This window comes from Streptomyces sp. NBC_00873, assembly GCF_045207415.1.
Classification (GTDB): domain Bacteria; phylum Actinomycetota; class Actinomycetes; order Streptomycetales; family Streptomycetaceae; genus Streptomyces.
In genome coordinates this window covers 9,319,842-9,335,806 of record NZ_CP108803.1, presented here as the reverse complement: position 1 = coordinate 9,335,806, position 15,965 = coordinate 9,319,842, and the positions used below count along the sequence as shown (strand labels likewise).

The 15,965-nt window shown below is 68.5% G+C and carries 10 protein-coding genes and 2 pseudogenes; 9 read left to right on the top strand and 3 right to left on the bottom strand.

What is annotated here, in order from left to right:
• Positions 1-59: 59 nt before the first annotated feature.
• The 3 genes from OH809_RS43425 (at position 60) to OH809_RS43415 (ending at position 5,946) form a co-directional block, all read left to right on the top strand.
• The gene (locus OH809_RS43425; RefSeq protein ID WP_406415268.1) at positions 60-1,655 is read left to right on the top strand and encodes a sugar ABC transporter ATP-binding protein; all 1,596 of its coding nucleotides are present in this window, start codon (positions 60-62) and stop codon (positions 1,653-1,655) included.
• Positions 1,652-2,692, top strand: a complete 1,041-nt coding sequence (locus tag OH809_RS43420; RefSeq protein WP_406415269.1) for an ABC transporter permease — start codon at positions 1,652-1,654, stop codon at positions 2,690-2,692. Before OH809_RS43425 ends, OH809_RS43420 begins: the two co-directional genes overlap by 4 nt.
• Positions 2,693-3,285: 593 nt before the next feature.
• Positions 3,286-5,946 (top strand): glycoside hydrolase family 97 catalytic domain-containing protein, encoded by a 2,661-nt coding sequence (locus tag OH809_RS43415; protein WP_406415271.1) that lies wholly within the window; start codon positions 3,286-3,288, stop codon positions 5,944-5,946.
• 318 nt (positions 5,947-6,264) lie between these two features.
• On the opposite strand, the pseudogene OH809_RS43410 reads toward OH809_RS43415, so the two are convergent.
• Positions 6,265-7,136 (bottom strand): annotated as a pseudogene (locus OH809_RS43410) (integrase core domain-containing protein).
• Here OH809_RS43410 and OH809_RS43405 point away from each other — a divergent pair.
• Complete coding sequence (locus tag OH809_RS43405) at positions 7,071-7,385, top strand: hypothetical protein (RefSeq protein ID WP_406425455.1); 315 nt, start codon at positions 7,071-7,073, stop codon at positions 7,383-7,385. The pseudogene OH809_RS43410 and the gene OH809_RS43405 overlap by 66 nt on opposite strands.
• Positions 7,386-7,655: 270 nt before the next feature.
• On the opposite strand, the gene OH809_RS43400 is transcribed toward OH809_RS43405, so the two are convergent.
• Positions 7,656-8,894 carry a protein kinase domain-containing protein gene (locus OH809_RS43400; RefSeq protein ID WP_406424614.1) on the bottom strand — a complete coding sequence of 413 codons (1,239 nt, stop codon included), beginning with the start codon at positions 8,892-8,894 and terminating at the stop codon, positions 7,656-7,658.
• A 538-nt stretch (positions 8,895-9,432) separates the two neighbouring features.
• Between OH809_RS43400 and OH809_RS43395 the strand changes: the two genes are divergently transcribed.
• A complete protein-coding gene (locus OH809_RS43395) occupies positions 9,433-9,573 on the top strand; it encodes a hypothetical protein (protein ID WP_406415273.1) in 141 nt (46 codons plus the stop codon).
• 331 nt (positions 9,574-9,904) lie between these two features.
• Positions 9,905-11,182: a helicase associated domain-containing protein gene (locus tag OH809_RS43390; protein ID WP_406415274.1), complete on the top strand. Its 1,278-nt coding sequence runs from the start codon at positions 9,905-9,907 to the stop codon at positions 11,180-11,182.
• A 524-nt stretch (positions 11,183-11,706) separates the two neighbouring features.
• On the opposite strand, the pseudogene OH809_RS43385 reads toward OH809_RS43390, so the two are convergent.
• Positions 11,707-12,584: pseudogene (locus OH809_RS43385) on the bottom strand (transposase); the annotation flags it as partial.
• Positions 12,585-13,036: 452 nt separating this feature from the next.
• On the opposite strand from OH809_RS43385, the gene OH809_RS43380 reads away from it, so the two are divergent.
• The 3 genes from OH809_RS43380 to OH809_RS43370 are packed head-to-tail and all read left to right on the top strand — an operon-like array spanning position 13,037 to position 15,965.
• Positions 13,037-14,500, top strand: a complete 1,464-nt coding sequence (locus tag OH809_RS43380) for an APC family permease (protein ID WP_406415275.1) — start codon at positions 13,037-13,039, stop codon at positions 14,498-14,500.
• The gene (locus OH809_RS43375) at positions 14,497-15,186 is read left to right on the top strand and encodes an SDR family NAD(P)-dependent oxidoreductase (RefSeq protein ID WP_406415277.1); all 690 of its coding nucleotides are present in this window, start codon (positions 14,497-14,499) and stop codon (positions 15,184-15,186) included. Before OH809_RS43380 ends, OH809_RS43375 begins: the two co-directional genes overlap by 4 nt.
• Positions 15,186-15,965: an SDR family NAD(P)-dependent oxidoreductase gene (locus tag OH809_RS43370; protein WP_406415279.1), complete on the top strand. Its 780-nt coding sequence runs from the start codon at positions 15,186-15,188 to the stop codon at positions 15,963-15,965. The genes OH809_RS43375 and OH809_RS43370 overlap by 1 nt, the downstream gene beginning before the upstream one ends.

The following is a 15,965-nucleotide window of genomic DNA, read 5'->3' as shown; positions in this document are numbered from 1 at the left end:
GGCCAGCCAGGCCGGCCGAACCCACCACCCGTGCACAACGCCTTTGAGGTGACCCCACGATGAGCGCAGCCCGCAGTTCGACCACCGATCCCGGCTTCCCATCGCCCGATGACGCCGTCGGCGGGGCGGCCCGGTCCGTCGGTGTCTCGGGCATCACCAAGCGCTTCGGTGCCGTGCTTGCCCTCGACGGTGTCACGCTGGACTTCCCCGCCGGCCAGGTAACCGCACTGATGGGGGAGAACGGCGCGGGGAAGTCCACCCTGCTGAAGATCCTGACCGGCGACCACCAGCCGACCGTGGGGCATGTACTGATCGACGGCGAGCACGTCGCCCTCGCCTCTCCCGCCGCTGCCCGCGCCGCGGGCATACGGATCATCCCGCAGGAACCGGAAATCATCCCCCACATCTCGGTCGCCGAGAACGTCTACGCGGGATCCCTGCCCCGCAAGGCCGGCCGCGTACTGGACCGGATCGAACTGCGCCGCCGGATCGAAGCGGACCTGAAGCGGCTGGGTTTCGCCGACGTACTCGATCCCGATCTGATCGGCTCCCGGCTCACCCCGGCCCAGCGGCAGCTGGTCGAGATCATGCGGGCACTGACCGGCACGGTGCCACCGAAGGCGATCGCGTTCGACGAGCCCACCTCCTCCCTGTCCGAGCACGAGGTGGACGCCCTGTTCGCCCTCATCCGCCGGCTGCGCGACCAGGGGATCGCCGTCATCTACGTCTCCCACCGCATGCAGGAGATCTTCCAACTCGCGGACCGGATCGCGGTGCTGCGCGACGGCAGCCTGGCCGGCGTGCAGCAGGCGAGCACCACGAACGAGAGCGAACTGGTGCGCCTGATGGTCGGGCGCGACCTGTCCACCATGTTCGTCCGCCAGCGGGTGGCCACCGAACGTCTCGTACTGGACGTCAGGGATCTCACCACCGACGACGTGCAGAACATCAGCCTCCAGGTGCACGCGGGCGAAGTCGTCGGGCTGGCGGGCCTGATCGGCGCCGGCCGCTCCGAACTGGCCCTGGCACTCGCCGGTGACCTGCCCTTCCGCAGCGGCACCGTGACACTGGACGGCGTCCCGCTGCCCTCCGGCAAGCCCGGCGCCGTCATCCGGGCCGGCCTCGGACTCGCCCCCGAGGAACGCAAGGCCCAGGCCCTGTTCCTGCAGCAGACCATCCGCGAGAACACCTCACTCGTCGTCCTGGACCGCCTGCGCCGTTTCCGCTTCGTGCGCCGTAGGGCCGAGCGCTCGCTCGCCCAGGAATACACAGACCGGCTGCGGGTGCGTACTCCGTCGGTCAACCACGAAGTGCGCAAGCTGTCCGGCGGAAATCAGCAGAAGGTCGTCCTGGCCCGATGGCTGGCACGCAAGCCGAAGGTCTTGATCCTCGACGAGCCGACGCGTGGTATCGACGTCGGCGCCAAGGCTGAGATCTACCAGATCATCGCCGACCTTGCCGTCGAGGGCGTCGCGGTGCTGGTCATCTCCTCCGAGCTCCCCGAACTCCTCGGCCTCGCAGACCGGGTGGTCGTGATGCAGAGCGGCCGGATCACCGGCGAACTCCCCCACGACGAAGCCACCGAAGAATCCATCCTCGCCCTCGCCATGGCCGACGACATCGCCTCCACCAGCGCCTCCGGAGCAGCATCATGAGCCTCACCAGCACCCCGACCCCGACCCCGGCCGCGAAGGAACCCTCCCACGCCACACCGTCGTCCCGGCCGAAGCTGCTCGCCGGCATCAGCGGGCAGAACGCCAGCCTCGTCGGCGCCCTCGTTCTCATACTGGCGCTGTTCGGGATCCTCAACGACAACTACCTGAGCCTGTCCAACATGCAGGTGATCGCCGAGGCCGCCACCATCACTGGCCTGCTCGCCATCGTGCAGACCGTCGTCATCATCTGCGGCGGCCTGGACATCTCCGTCGGCTCGCAGGTCGGCGTCGCCTCCGTCGTCAGCGCCATGGTCTTCACCACCACCGGCTCCAACGCATTCGTGGGCATGGTCGCCGCCATCGGCGTCGGACTGCTCATCGGCGTGGTCAACGGCCTCGTCATCGTCTACGGCCGCGTCAACCCCACCATCGCAACCCTCGCCGGACTCGCCGCCTACAAGGGTCTCGCTCAACTCCTGTCCGACGGCCGCGCCCAGGGCTACGTCCTCAACAACGATGTCTTCATCTTCCTTGGCCGCGGCAAAATCGCCGGGCTGCCCGTCATGGTCTGGATCCTCGTCGTCGTCGCCCTCTCGGTGCACCTGCTCCTCAAGTACACCGACATCGGCCGCAACCTCTACGCCATCGGCGGCAACGACACCGCCGCCCGCCTCGCCGGCATCAACATCAACAAATACCTCATCTGCGTCTACGTCCTCATCGGCATCGTCGCCGCCCTCGCCGGCATCCTGCTCACCGCACGCACCGGCTCCGGCCAGCCCGTCTCCGGTTCCGAAGGGCTCGAGCTCAAGGCCATCACTGCTGCGGCACTCGGCGGCGCCGCCCTCAAGGGCGGAAAGGGCGGAATCGGCGGCACCCTCCTCGCCGTCGCCCTTCTCGGGTGCCTCGAGAACGGCCTCACCGTCGAAGGCATCAACGCCTTCTGGCAGAACGTCGCCCAGGGCGTCCTCCTCGTCGCCGCCGTCGTCATCCAGCAGCGTCGTAACGGCGAACGCGCTGTCGGCCTGCCCCACTGACCCTTCCCAGGCCGGACCGCCTCACCATGCTGCCGAGCTGCTGCTCGACCGCACAGCCCGCACCCGGCCTTACCCCCGGCCCACCCGGCACGGCACCCTCCAGCACGCCGCCTTCACCCCCCGCCGAAGGACCTTCCATGGCCGTTAAGCCCCGCTCCCCGCCGAGACCCTCCATCACTCCGCCCCCTCCAGTCATCCGAAGATCCGAGGCACGGCCACACCTGCCGGAGTCGGGACAGAGGACCAGGAGCTGGGCCTCCGGGCCGGGAGGCACCTTCCTGGTGGGCCAGCATTTTCGGTGGCGACCTCCACGCCGAGTCGGTATCCGCCGCCCCTGCATCCCAGCAGAAACTCGCCTTCGATCAAGGCGCCAACGGCGCCCGCCCCTGCCCCCCGTGGGCGCACCAGCCGTCAACTCCCCCTCCCCCGAGGTACCGCATCCCCTCCTTCCTGTGTCGCTTGGGTGTTACACCCTGCAACCTGACGGTCCGTCACTGCATCGGCAGGAGGAGCGCGGCACCTTAGTCCTCACTCGTCTACCTCTGAACACAAAGGTGATGACACGAATGAAAACCACTTCCAGAACGTTGTCCATGCTGGTGCCTACCTTGGCTGCCGCGCTTGGATTCGCGACTCTCACCGTGCCGGCCGCGCACGCAGAGGGCGATGCGCAGAGCTGGACGGTGAGTCAGCCCGGATCCTCCGGGCAGGCTCTGACCGCCACGGTCGCGCTGAACACGAGCGGTGAACTGTCCTTCGGGGTCCGAAGGGGCAGCACGACCGTGCTCGAGCCGGCCCCCGTCGGGCTGGTCACCTCCCAGGCAGACCTGTCGAAGGGCCTGCGGCCGACGGGCCGCAGTGACAAGCTGGTGGAGGAGACCTACCGGGCCACCACCGGAAAGCGGCTGGACCGCTCCACGAAGATGAACGAGACGCGGCTGTCCTTCACCGGTGCCAACGACACCCGCATCGACCTGGTGGTCCGTGTCTCCGACGATGGTGTCGCCTACCGCTACGACCTGCCGGGCGCCACGAGCGGCACCGTGAGTCAGGAGAAGTCGGCATTCCAGCTCCCGGGGAACGCGACGGCATGGCTCACCAAGTACCAGGCCGGCCACGAGGAGCACCACACCCAGATCACGGCCGACAACGCCGCCACCGGCTCCTTCGGATACCCTGCCCTGTTCCGCGTGCAGGACTCCTACATCCTGCTGTCGGAGTCCGGGGTCAACGGCCACTACGCCGGAAGTCAGCTGGCCCACACCTCGGGTAGCGGCCGCTACACCCTCAAGCTGTCCGACTCCGACGTCGACATCAACGGCCCGCTGACCACTCCCTGGCGCACCGCCATGATCGGTGACCTGGCCTCGGTCACCGAGTCGACGTTCACTGACGACCTCGCCCCCGCCTCGCGGATCCCGGACACCTCGTGGATCAAGCCGGGCAAGGTGGCATGGTCCTGGCTGGCCGGGGGCCACCCCGTGCAGGCCAGTCTGGCGGCACAGAAGTCGTTCGTCGACTACAGCGCCGCCCACGGCTGGGAGTACACCCTGGTCGACGACGGCTGGAAGGGCCAGACGTGGATGCCCGAACTCGTCCGCTACGCGGCCCAGCGAGGCGTCAAGATCATGGCCTGGATGCCCTGGACCGACCTCGACACCAAGGCCGAACGCGACACCGCACTGACACAGATGAATGAGTGGGGCGTCGTCGGCCTGAAGATCGACTTCATGGACTCGGAATCCCAGAGCCGTTTTCAGTGGTACGACGAAATACTGAAGGCAACGGCCGAGCACAAGCTGATGGTCAATTTCCACGGTGCGACCATCCCCAACGGCATGCAGCGGACCTGGCCTCACGTCATGGCGCTGGAGGCGGTCCGAGGCGCGGAGTACGGGGGCGGAGCGAACGACGGGCCCAACGGGCGGGCAACCATCACCGACATGACCACGAACCCCTTCACCCGGAACGTCGTCGGTTCCATGGACTACACCCCCATGGACCTCCATGTGGGTGGCCACCCCAACTCCGAGGCCGCCGAGCTGGCGCTGTCCGTGGTGTACGAGTCGGGCTTCCAGAACTTTGCCGGAACCGTGGACGCCTACCGCGCCCGGCCGGAGCTGGAGCGCTTCCTGGAGCAGGTGCCTACGGTCTGGAACAACACCAAGCTCGTCTCCGGCCTCCCGGGCAAGGACGCGACGATCGCCCGCCGCAGTAACAATCGCTGGTTCCTGGGGTCGATCTCCGCGCGCGACGCGCACACCGAAAATGTCCCGCTGAGCTTCCTCCCCGGCGGAGAGTGGCTCGTCGAGACCGTCCGCGACGGCAGCAACGGCCTGGTCCGTGAGTCCCGCATCGTGGAGCGGACAGACACCCTCTCCGTGCCCGTGCCGGCCAACGGCGGCTTTGCCGCCATCGCCTGCCACGCGAAGCCAGGCCTGACGACCTGCGACAAGGCGGTCAACCGTGTTCCCACCGCGACCCTTGCCCTCACCCCCGACAAGGTGGAGATCAAGCCGGGTGCCACGGCAGAAGTAACGGGGCGCTTCACCCCTGACGGCCCTGTCACGGACGTCTCGATCGAGGCCGCCGATGCGCCGGCAGGCTGGAAGATCACCGGCACCGGCACCAGCGCCGCCACGCTTGCCCAGGGCGAGGCCCTCACTCCCACATGGAAGATCACCGCTCCCGCGGACGCCCCCGTCAACAGCGGAACTGACCTGACAGTGACGGCCCGCTACAGCGTCGACCTCCAGGGCAAGAACGCGACCCTCTCCAAGGAGAGCAAGCTGCGGGTCTTCGTTCCGCAGCCCGGCGTGGCCTATGTCAGCGAGCTGCCTTTCGCCGCAGAGTCCAACGGCTGGGGCCCGGTGGAGCGTGACATGTCCAACGGCGAAAACAACAGGGGCGACGGCAACATCATGCAGATCGCCGACACCCGGTTCTATAAAGGGCTCGGAGTGCACGCCGCCAGCTCGGTCTCCGTCCAGCTCGACGGACGGTACAAGCGCTTCATCACCCAGGTGGGCGTGGACGACGAGGTGGGCAGCAACGGCTCCATCGCCTTCGAGGTGGTCGCCGACGGCAAAGTGATCGCGACCACCCCGGTCATGACCGGGAACGACCCGGCGCGCACCATCGACGTCGATGTCACCTCGGTCCAGCAGCTGACGCTTCGCGTCACCGACGGCGGCAACGGAGTCGGCTTCGACCACGCCGACTGGGCCAACGCCCGCCTGGTGCCGACCGACTGACATCCCGCATCGACAGGCACCACTGCCCCGGCCGATCCCCGGTCGGGGCAGCACCCTGGTGAGCCTCGTCTGCGACGCCGTCGGCCGCCCGCTCGCCTTCGCCCTCGCCGGCGGGAACACAACGGCTGCACCCGGTTCACCGCCGTGATGGACGCGATCCGGGTGCCCCGCACCGCCTCGACAGACGCCGCCGCGATCGCCTCGGCGGCATTCTCCACGAGTACCGACATGCCGCATGACCTCAATGGATGACGTTTTCGGCAAGGGCAGCGTCTTGACCGTCAGCCCTGCGCTTGCCGAATACCTCATCCGTGCTGGTCAGGCCGCATGCTGGTACTCGTGGAGGGTGCCGCCAAGCCGCGCTCGTCGTCGTATGTCCAGACGGGCGATCCGGTCCCGGTCCTCGATCGGAACGGGCAGCAGGTGGGGGGCGGGCGTTCGCAAGGCCCTGGTGCGGCCTCTGCTCGTTGTAGAACGTCTCGAACTCGCGTAGTGCGTACAGGAGATGACGCTGATCCCAGATCAACATGCGGTCCAGCAGTTCTCGCCGGCAGGTCTGCACCCACCGCTCCATGATCGAGTTCATTCTCGGCATCCGGACGCCGCTGAGCACGACCTCGATACCCTCGTCCTGGAGCACCTGGTCGAACAACCGCGGGAACTTCCCGTCCCGGTCCCTGATCAGATAGCGCGCCCGGCAGCCGGCCCTCAAGGTCCATGACAAGATTCATCGCCGCCTGGACCACCCAGGAGGCGGTCGGATGCGCGGTCGCGCCCAGGATCCGGATCCGCCGGCTCGCGTGCTCGATCGCGGCGAACACGTACAAGCGGGCCCCGGACAGGGTGACGGCCTCGAAGAAGTCGCAGGCCAGCAGGGCGTCGGCCTGAGAGCGCAGGAAGTCCGCCCACGTGCTGCAGGCGCGTGCGGGTGCCGGGTCGATTCCGGCCTCCTTCAAGATCTCCCAGACCGTGGATGCCGCCACCTTCACCCCGAGCACGAGCAGTTCACCGTGCAGGCGCCGATAGCCCCAGCCTGGATTTTCCCTGGCCAGGCGCAGCACCAGCGCCCGGATCGAGCGCACGGTGCGCGGCCGGCCTCCGCGCTTCGGCCGGGACTGGGCGGCGTGCCGGCGCGCGATGAGATTACGGTGCCAGCGCAGCAGCGTGTCCGGCCGCACCAGCAGTCGCATCCGGCGCAGCACCTGTCGCGGCAGGCCCTGGAGCAACGCGGCCAGGAACGCCCGGTCACTCGCGTGGAACCGGACCCGCTGCCCGTTCAACTGCCGCTCCAAAGCCGCACGGATCTTTGGCACGACGTCCGCAAGGTCGCAGGGCCTGAAGCCACAGCCGAGAGCATCGCCGAACGCCTGCCAGTCCTCGGCTACACGACGTCATCGCAACGCCTGAAGGAACTCCCGCAGCTGTTCATCGCAGTCTGAAACCTGATCGTTCTGTCCGCCGAACACCTTGCTCGGTCACGGTATTCAGCGGTCCAGGCAGAGTCCTACGACGAACGCCGTGACCAGCCGCCGCGCCCTTGGACCCCCAACTGCCGGACGACGCGCCCCGGCCCGGCCCACGCCCCCAGGGCGCTGAGAAGGACAACCGAACGGGACCACGGCCCACTATGGTCTTTCCCCTTTCCCGCAGAGCAGCCAGATCACGCGTGTCCCGCTCCGCCAAGGCCGGCACGCGCGATCGGCCCCGTGTCACAAAAGCTTGGCGTATGCGACCGCCACCTCACCGGTGATACGCCGCAAGGCAACCAGCGCACTGGGCAGAAGAACATTCACATCCTCATCCCGGCTGGCCAGCACCTTGCCATCCTGCTGGATTTCCGCCGCCAAGGTCGTGATGGTCCCCATGAGGAACCCGCCCAGCACGATCCGACGTCCTGCCGCGTCCGGCACCGTGCTCAACACCGCCATGCCGTCGACCCCCGTGTCGTACTCGGGATCATCGGGATAGCCGTGCAGGTCGATCAGCCGCACACCCTCCGGGTGCCGTTCAGCCAAGGCAGACGGGAGCCAGCGGTCGCTCTCACCGTGCTGCGCCTTGGCCAGGCGTCGCATCTGATCAGGCAGGAGCCGCCGCAACTCCTCCTCATGACGCCGCACGTCGGCGGTGGCCGCTTCCAGAGCGCGAAAGCCCCGCCGGATTGCGGGGTGGGCGGGTGCGACCGGGCCCGGATGCAGCTCCAGCCACGCAGCGAGCTCGTCGCGGAAGGCAGCCATGGTCAGCCTGTCGCGCGGCTCGTAGGCGGTCGCCGCCTCCATCACCGGGGCCAGATCCATCGCCGCTTCCCCACCCTGCGCCCACAGCGAGTATTCGTTGCCCTGCATGTAGTGGGTGCCCTCAGGGGGGTACTTCAGGCCCTTGGCCAGCACGAACAGCGACTTGGCCAGCGACCACACATCCGCCGGATAGCCGGGCGTGCCCGGCTCGGGGAACCGCATCTCCGGCGCGAGAAAGTACCTCGGCCCCATCTTTTGGGTGGCGGCCGTCAGCTCCGGCCGCTCCGGCCACGCGGCGATACCGAAGTCCGCGACCGCCGGCCGGCCTTGGTAGTGAAGGAGGTTGTCGGGCTTGATGTCCCGGTGCGAGATGTCCCGCTCGGCCAGCACAGCCAGAGTGTCGGCGACCTGAAGGATCACCTCTACCGCCTTCCGCAGCTCGGCCGACCGACCATCCGGGCTGAGGACATCGCGCAGTTTCACAGCCTTCGGCATGACGAACCACTGCGGTGGATCGTCCGGGTCGGCATCGAGGACCGGCACGATGCCCGTGACCCCGTCCCGGGTCAACTGCTGCATGCGGCGCACCTCCTCGTGGAAGCGCTGCCGCGTGGTGTCGTTGACTTTGCCGCCCCCGCTCGGCCGCGGCGACTTCAGCACGCCTTCTCTTCCGTCTTCGTGCCTTACGAAGTGGACGTGTCCGAAGCCCTTCATAGGACGGACTTCACGCCAAGGGCCCCAGGAGAGGCGAACAGTTGCAGACATGTCAGGCAATGTAGAGCAGCACCGAGGCTGCCGTGGTCCCTTCGCCCAGTCGCTGTCCGACGCTCCTGGAAAGCCCGACCGAATCCGCCCGGCGGAAACACCCGCCCATCACGGTGAGCTCTCCCCCGGGACAGCGTGCGAACGCCACCGTCCTCGCCCGCGCCGCCCAGCCCCGACGCACCCTTGACCCCAGCCCGCCACCGCTCAGCCCACCGCTGCAGTGCCGGCCGGGCGTTCTGGGCGGCTTCTCCTCACCCGCCGCCTGCCCCGCCGAGTCCGAAAGCCGGACCGCGCCCGCACGACGCCCCCGCCGCGCACCGCAGCGCACCCGCCGGCACCCGGGCCAGAGCCGCTGACCGCCCGGCACACACCTTCCGCAATGATGTGGCTTGTGCTGACGGGCCCGACCACACCGTGAGTGACCGCCTGCCCGACCAGAGGAAGGCTCTGACCAACGCCTCGCCGCGTCCCGATCCCTACCCGGGCCATGGGTGCTTCGATCCGTCAACTTCGCCTCGGCTGCGGAGAACGCCGAATCCTGGCCATCCTGCTGCTACGTCCGATCATCCTGCCGCTGATCGAACAGACATCGCTCGTACCCACCGACGGGCTGGCCCCCTTCCAGTGACGCGAGCAGCAAGTGAGAAACAGGGCATGGTCGTCGCAGACGCCTGGGGACCAGGCCAGTACTCACGGGTGATCGTCCCCTCCACGGTCACCTCGTTCTTCTAATCTTCGTCGTCGCCCTCGAAGCCTTCCACGGCGCGCCCCCGTTCCAGGGCGCGAGGTGGGAGGCTTCCGGGTGTGTGGGCAGAAGCCAGGCGCCCGGCCCGCTCGTGTACTTCGACCTGGAACGACCGGGAGCCGGGTCTCAACTGGAGTGTCAGCGGCATGTGCTATGCCATGTCGCAGTGCCCTGATGGGGGGCTTGCGCAGGTTAAAGCTGTGGGGGGGATTACTTGATCACGACGGATGCTGACGGTATCCGGGCCTGCTCGGAGGCCGAAGACCACCGCTGGCCGGACGACGGCCGCGGCCGGGGCTGCCCGTTCTGCGCCGGCCACCGCATTTCTTCCACCAACCGTTTTTCGGACCTCTATCCGGACGACGTCCCGAGGTTGGACACTGAGCGCTCGGGCATCACCGCAGACCAACTGCGCGTCGGCAGCAGCCAAGTGGTGTGGTGGGCATGCGACATCAACCCCGCGCACCCTTCGTTCCGGCGGATCGTGAACGCCTTCACCGGGGGCAGGAAAGGTAACGGCACCAAGACGTGTCCCAAGTGCCGCCTGGTGGGGACCTCGGTACAGGAGCTTCAGCTGAAGGCTGAGCTCGCCACCGTGCTACGCATCGATCAGGCCCGCAAACAGGTGCCGGACGCCGACGGGCGCAGCGCGGCCGTCGACATCGTTGCCCTCGATGAGCACGGCAACCCGTCTCTTGTGTTGGAGTTCGACGGAGTCTGGTGGCATGAGGGCAAGGAGGAAAAAGACGCAGCCAAGGCTGCCCGGCTGCGCGCTGCGGGGTTGACTGTGGTGCGGATCCGCGAGGCGCCCCTGGCACCACTGGATCCGACGTTCGATGTGGTCGTCGGGTTCCTGGCTGTTGCCGAAGACGCCGCCGCCGACGTGCTGGACCACCTGGTCGGGCTGGGCTTGGTAGGAAAGGCCGAGGCCTATCGCTATCGCGAGGATTCCTTCGCCGGTCCACAGAACCGACCTCTTGCAGTGCAGTGGATTCGCGACCGCCTCGGGGAAGCCGCGCTTCACGTCGAGCGGAACCTGCACAAGGAACGGTGGGCGCGGATGTATGCCGCACTCGTTGACTACGAGGATATCGAGGGCCATTGCTACCCGAGCGATCGGGAAGTCACGGTCGATGGCGTCGATCTGGCCCGTTGGGTCCGAAAACAGCGCGCCTTGGCGGCCAGTGGCGGTTTGGATGATGAGCGCGCCCGACGTCTGGCCATCATCGACTCGTGGTCGACCGAGAATGCCCACGACGCGTCATTCCGCCGACAGCGCGACCGCTACCGAGCGGCCATCCTGAACGAGCACGGCGCGATGGAAGCGCGCGAGGCGACCGTGTGGGCGAACAATATTCGTATGACCCGCAAGCGGCTGGCCGACCAGGGCGAGGACCTACCCGTATGGAAGCTCGAAGCCCTGGCGTCGATACCCGGTTGGAGCTGGGACCCGTTCGAGGAGGGATTTCTGGCCAAGGTCGTGATCCTCTAGAACTTCGCCGCCGAGACCCAGCGCAGTGTCGGCAGCATCAAGCAGAGGGAAGAGTGGAGTGGCCACAGGGTAGGCGTCTGGATCAATTCCTTCCGGAGCCGACGGGCTATCTGTGACGCGGAGCGCAGAGCCGTTCTGGAAGAGTTACCGGGCTGGGCGTGGACACCACAGGAAGACGCCTGGAACGCTGCGTTGGCCGAGTTGTGCGTCTGGGCGACCGAACACGGCCGGATGCCACGAGCACACGCTTCCGATACCGCCGAACGGCGACTTGGGGTGTGGAAGCGGAATAATAAGAGCAAACGTCAAGGTCGCACTGACGACGACCAGGCTCTCCGGCTACGGGCTCTGCTGGCCGAGTACGGCGAGCACATGCCCTGACAACGGCTGGCTGCGCGAGCAGCAAGCGGTCGTGAGCGGTCTCGGTGGCAGGTCCGCCCTCTCGCCCAACTGGACCGCTTCTAGAAGACTCATGAAGATCTTGTTGAGGGGCTGTCCGGCCGGGGCCGGGCGGCCTCCTCTGGTCATCCGGTGGCTGGGGCGAGGTGCCAGATTCCGTCGGTTCGGGTGAGTCCGAGGTTGATCAGTCGGCGGAGGTTGAGGGCGGCTGCTCGGGTGTGGAGCCAGGTGTCGTTCTTGATGGTTCCGCGGTAGCGGAGTCTGCGGTTGTTTCGGTGGACGAGCCAGGCGACGGCGCGTTCGACCGGTGGTCTCCAGCGGCGGTAGTCGGCCTGCCAGTCGGGATCGGTGGCGGCCTGGTGGCGGGCGGCGGCGAGCAGGTCGTGGTGCGGGCGGATGGTCAGGACGCGTCCGGCCTTGGCTCTCGTGCACCGCTCGCGCAGCGGGCATCCGGTGCACAAGCCCCCGAAGGAGGCTTTGCGCTGCTGGTGCCGGCCGCCGGGCTGGGAAAGCTCGACGGTGTGTCCGGCAGGGCAGGTCACCGTGTTGGCGGTGGTGTCGATGGCGAAGTCGTCGAGGGTGAAGCCGCCGGGGACGGCGCCCGCAGCGGGGCGGGCTTGAAGAACAGCCGGTGCCCGGCCTCCTCCAGGGCCTGGCGGGCGTCGCCGGTGGAGTAGGCGGTGTCGCCGAAGGCGTCCACGGGGACGTCCTCGTCGGCGAGCAGGTCGAGACCGACGGCGGCCTCGTGATGCTCCGGTCCGGTGCCGGGGGTCAGGGCGACGGCGGTGTATAAGCCGGTCTCGGGTTCGATGGCCAGATGGGCCTTGAAGCCGTCCTGCTGGTGGGAGCGGGTCTTGTGCACGTGCCGGGCTTCGGGGTCGACGGTGGACACGACGCGGTCGTAGGCGGTGCCTTGGGTGATGCGCCAGCGTCCGCCGCGGCCGTCACTGTCGTCGGCGGGTTCAACGTCCTGCCCGGCGACCAGGGCCAGGATGCCGATCGCAACCTGTTCAACCGCATGCTGGGGATGCGACAAACAACGCGCCCGCGGCAAGACCCACACACAGGCCCTCCTCCGCCTCGCACGCCAACGCATCAGCGTCCTGTTCGCCATGCTCCGAGACGGCACCTTCTACGAGCCCCGCGAACCCCGAACCAACACCCCAGCAACCGCATGAACCCCATCCCGGCAAACCATCCCAGAACCGGCACCTTGGGGTTGACGAAGAGCATAGAGGCCCCCCGCGCCGGCCCCGGTGGCCGTGCCGAGCGAGGTCGCCTGAGGCAGGACCCCCGCGCCCGGCGGCGCCGACCCCGTGGTCGGCGCCGCCGGGCGCGTTGTGCATTCGTATAAGACGTGCGCCAAGGGTGTGACGTCGGGCGGCTATTGCGCGGTGCCACGGTGCCACGAGACTGAGGCCGAAATTCACTGGCCCACCCCAGGAGGTCACCGCAATGGGACCAGCCAGCCCTGAGAGCACCGCCGACCGCGCGGTTGTGACGCTGCCGGACGGCGGCCACGACGTACTGAACCGCGGGTTCGGGTTCCGCTCCGCACTGTCGCTCGCCTTCGCCGACGTCTCGCCGATCGTGGCGCTGTACGCCATCTTCGCGCTAGGCCTGTTCGCCGCCGGCCCGCGCTTCTTCTGGGCGTTCCCGATCGTGCTCGGCGGCCAGCTGCTCGTGGCGCTCGTCTTCGGCGAGCTCGCCTCGCGCTGGCCGTACGCCGGCAGCGTCTATCAGTGGGCCCGGCACGCCCGCGGCACGGCCTGGGGCTGGACCGCCGCGTGGGCGTACATCTGGGGCCTCACCCTCACCCTGTCGACGATGGCGTACGCCGCGGCAGGCTTCCTGCTCGAGGTCTTCGACGTCGCCGCGCCGGGCCGGCTGCAGCTCGTCCTGGTCTCGATGGGCATCATCGGCCTCGGCACCGCGGCGAACATGATCGGCCGCCAGGTCCTCAAGGTGATGATCATCGCGAGCATCCTGTGCGAGATCGTGGGCTCGGTCGGGCTCGGCATCGTGCTGCTGGCCTTCCACCAGGTCAACCCGGTCTCGACCCTCTTCGATGGCCTGCCCCACGCGAACGGCGGCACGCTGAGCACGATGCTCGTCGCGATGGCCTTCGTCGGCTGGGCGTTCCTCGGCTTCGAGTCCGCCGGGTCGATCGCCGAGGAGGTGCAGGATCCGGAGCGCAACGTGCCCAAGGCCATCGTCTTCGGCCTGCTCCTGGTCGGCGTGATCGTGATGTTCTCGGCGGTCGCGGTCATCCTCGCCATCCCGGACCTGCCCGCCGTGCTGAGCGCGCAGAGCGGTGACCCGGTCTCCGCGACCCTGACCGAGCAGCTCGGCGCCTCGATCGCCAAGCCGCTGCTCATCATGTTCGTGATCGGCTTCGTCTCGGCGTTCCTCGCCGTCCAGTCGGCCGTCTCGCGCGCCGTCTACGGCATGGCCCGCGACGGGGCCCTGCCCGGCGCGGCCTCCCTCGCCAAGCTCGGTGGCCCGGAGCGGATGCCGATCCGCGCGATCGGCCTGACCGCCGTCGTCTCGGCGCTCTTCCTGCTCTTCGCCGGCTCGGACCTCTACAACGTGCTGGTGAACTTCTCCGTGCTGGGCCCCTACATCGCCTTCGCGGTCCCGGTCTTCGCCGCCGTCCTGCTCCGTCTCAGCGGGCGCTGGGTGCCCGGGCCCTTCTCCATGGGCCGCTGGGGTGTGATCGTCACGTACGCCGCCGCGGCGTGGCTGGCCTTCGAGATCGTCAACGTCCTCTGGCCGCGCACGAGCCCCGGTCAGCCGTGGTACATCAACTGGAGCATGGTGATCAGCTTGGTCGCACTGGGCATCGTCGGCGTCGCGGTCTACGCGAGCCGCCGCAACCGGATCAGTGAGCCGGTGGGCGAGCGGGAGGTCGTCCGATGAGCGCGCGCGTCGCGGTCGTCACGGGCGCCGCCTCCGGCATCGGCGCGGCCGTGTGCCGGTCGCTGGAGAAGACGGGCTGGATCGTCTGCGGTCTCGACCTGCGTCCCGTCGAGCACCTGAAGCACTCCTACGAGTGCGACGTCGCCGACCCGGCGTCGGTGTCCGCCGCCTTCCGCCGGATCGAGGCCGAGGTCGGGCCGGTGGGCGCGCTGGTCACGGCGGCGGGGCACTACGAGCTGGTGCCGGTCGGCGAGATCACCGAGCAGGCCTGGAACCGGATGATGCACGTCCACGTGGGCGGCCTGCTCAACCCGGTCCGGGCGGTGCTGCCCGGGATGATCGACAGGGGTGAGGGCGCCGTCGTGGCGATCTCCTCCGAGCTCGGCATCGGCGGCACCGAGAGCGAGGCGCACTACTCGGCGGCCAAGGGCGCGATCCTCGGCTTCGTGCGCAGCCTCGGCGCGGAGGTCGCCGAGCACGGCGTCCGCGTCAACGCGGTCGCGCCCGGCCCGACCGACACGCCCCTGCTGCCGGCGGCCCAGCGCACGCCGGAGTACCTGGCGTTCCTGCCGGCGCGGGCCCTCGGCCAGCCCGAGGACATCGCCCAGGCCGTGCAGTTCCTGGTCGACGAGGGCGGGTTCTGCTTCGGCGAAGTGCTTTCCCCCAACATGGGAGCGGTGATCTGATGAGCGAGCCGAACGTACGACGTCACCAGGAGGGCCGGGTCGCCGTCGTGACCGGCGCGACCCAGGGGATCGGCCGGGCGATCGCGCTCCGGCTGGCCGCGGAGGGCGCGAAGGTCGGCGTGAACGGCCGGGCCGACACCCCGCAGATGCGTGAGGTGGTCGAGCTGACCGGTGGCTTCCCGGTGGTGGCCGACATGGCAGACCCCGAGGCGGTGCGGACCGCGTTCGCCGCGGTCGAGCGCGAGCAGGGACCGGTCGACGTACTGGTGTGCAATGCGGCATACATGTCGATGAGCCCGATCCTTGACCAGCCGCTCGACGACTGGTGGCGCAATATCGACACGAACCTGTCAGGCACCTTCCGGTGCGTGCAGGCCGTGCTGCCCGGGATGCGGCGCAAGGGGCGCGGCAATATCGTCGTCATCACCTCCGAGTGGGGGGTCGTCGGCTGGCCGCGCGCCACGGCGTACGCCTCCTCGAAGGCGGGACTCATCGCGCTCACCAAGTCGCTGGGCCGTGAGCTGGCGCCCGAGAACATCACCGTCAACGCGGTCGCGCCGGGCATCATCGACACGCCCCAGCTGCAGGTGGACGCCGACGACGCCGGCCTGAGCCTGGAGGAGATGCACGCTCAGTACGGCGCCGAGATCCCCGCCGGCAGGATCGGCCGTCCCGAGGAGATCGCCGCCACCGTCGCCCTGCTCTCGCGGCCGGGTCTGACCGCGTTCGTCGGTCAGACCATCTCGGCCAACGGCGGCAGCACCCGCGCCCGCGCCTGA

What these genes read in the sequence shown, in the direction of transcription:
- OH809_RS43380 (WP_406415275.1), top strand. Translation starts at nt 13,037, where the DNA reads ATGGGACCAGCCAGCCCTGAGAGCACCGCCGACCGCGCGGTTGTGACG.
- OH809_RS43395 (WP_406415273.1), top strand. Translation starts at nt 9,433, where the DNA reads ATGGGTGCTTCGATCCGTCAACTTCGCCTCGGCTGCGGAGAACGCCGA.
- OH809_RS43420 (WP_406415269.1), top strand. Translation starts at nt 1,652, where the DNA reads ATGAGCCTCACCAGCACCCCGACCCCGACCCCGGCCGCGAAGGAACCC.
- OH809_RS43400 (WP_406424614.1), bottom strand. Translation starts at nt 8,894, where the DNA reads ATGAAGGGCTTCGGACACGTCCACTTCGTAAGGCACGAAGACGGAAGA.
- OH809_RS43415 (WP_406415271.1), top strand. Translation starts at nt 3,286, where the DNA reads ATGCTGGTGCCTACCTTGGCTGCCGCGCTTGGATTCGCGACTCTCACC.
- OH809_RS43375 (WP_406415277.1), top strand. Translation starts at nt 14,497, where the DNA reads ATGAGCGCGCGCGTCGCGGTCGTCACGGGCGCCGCCTCCGGCATCGGC.
- OH809_RS43425 (WP_406415268.1), top strand. Translation starts at nt 60, where the DNA reads ATGAGCGCAGCCCGCAGTTCGACCACCGATCCCGGCTTCCCATCGCCC.
- OH809_RS43370 (WP_406415279.1), top strand. Translation starts at nt 15,186, where the DNA reads ATGAGCGAGCCGAACGTACGACGTCACCAGGAGGGCCGGGTCGCCGTC.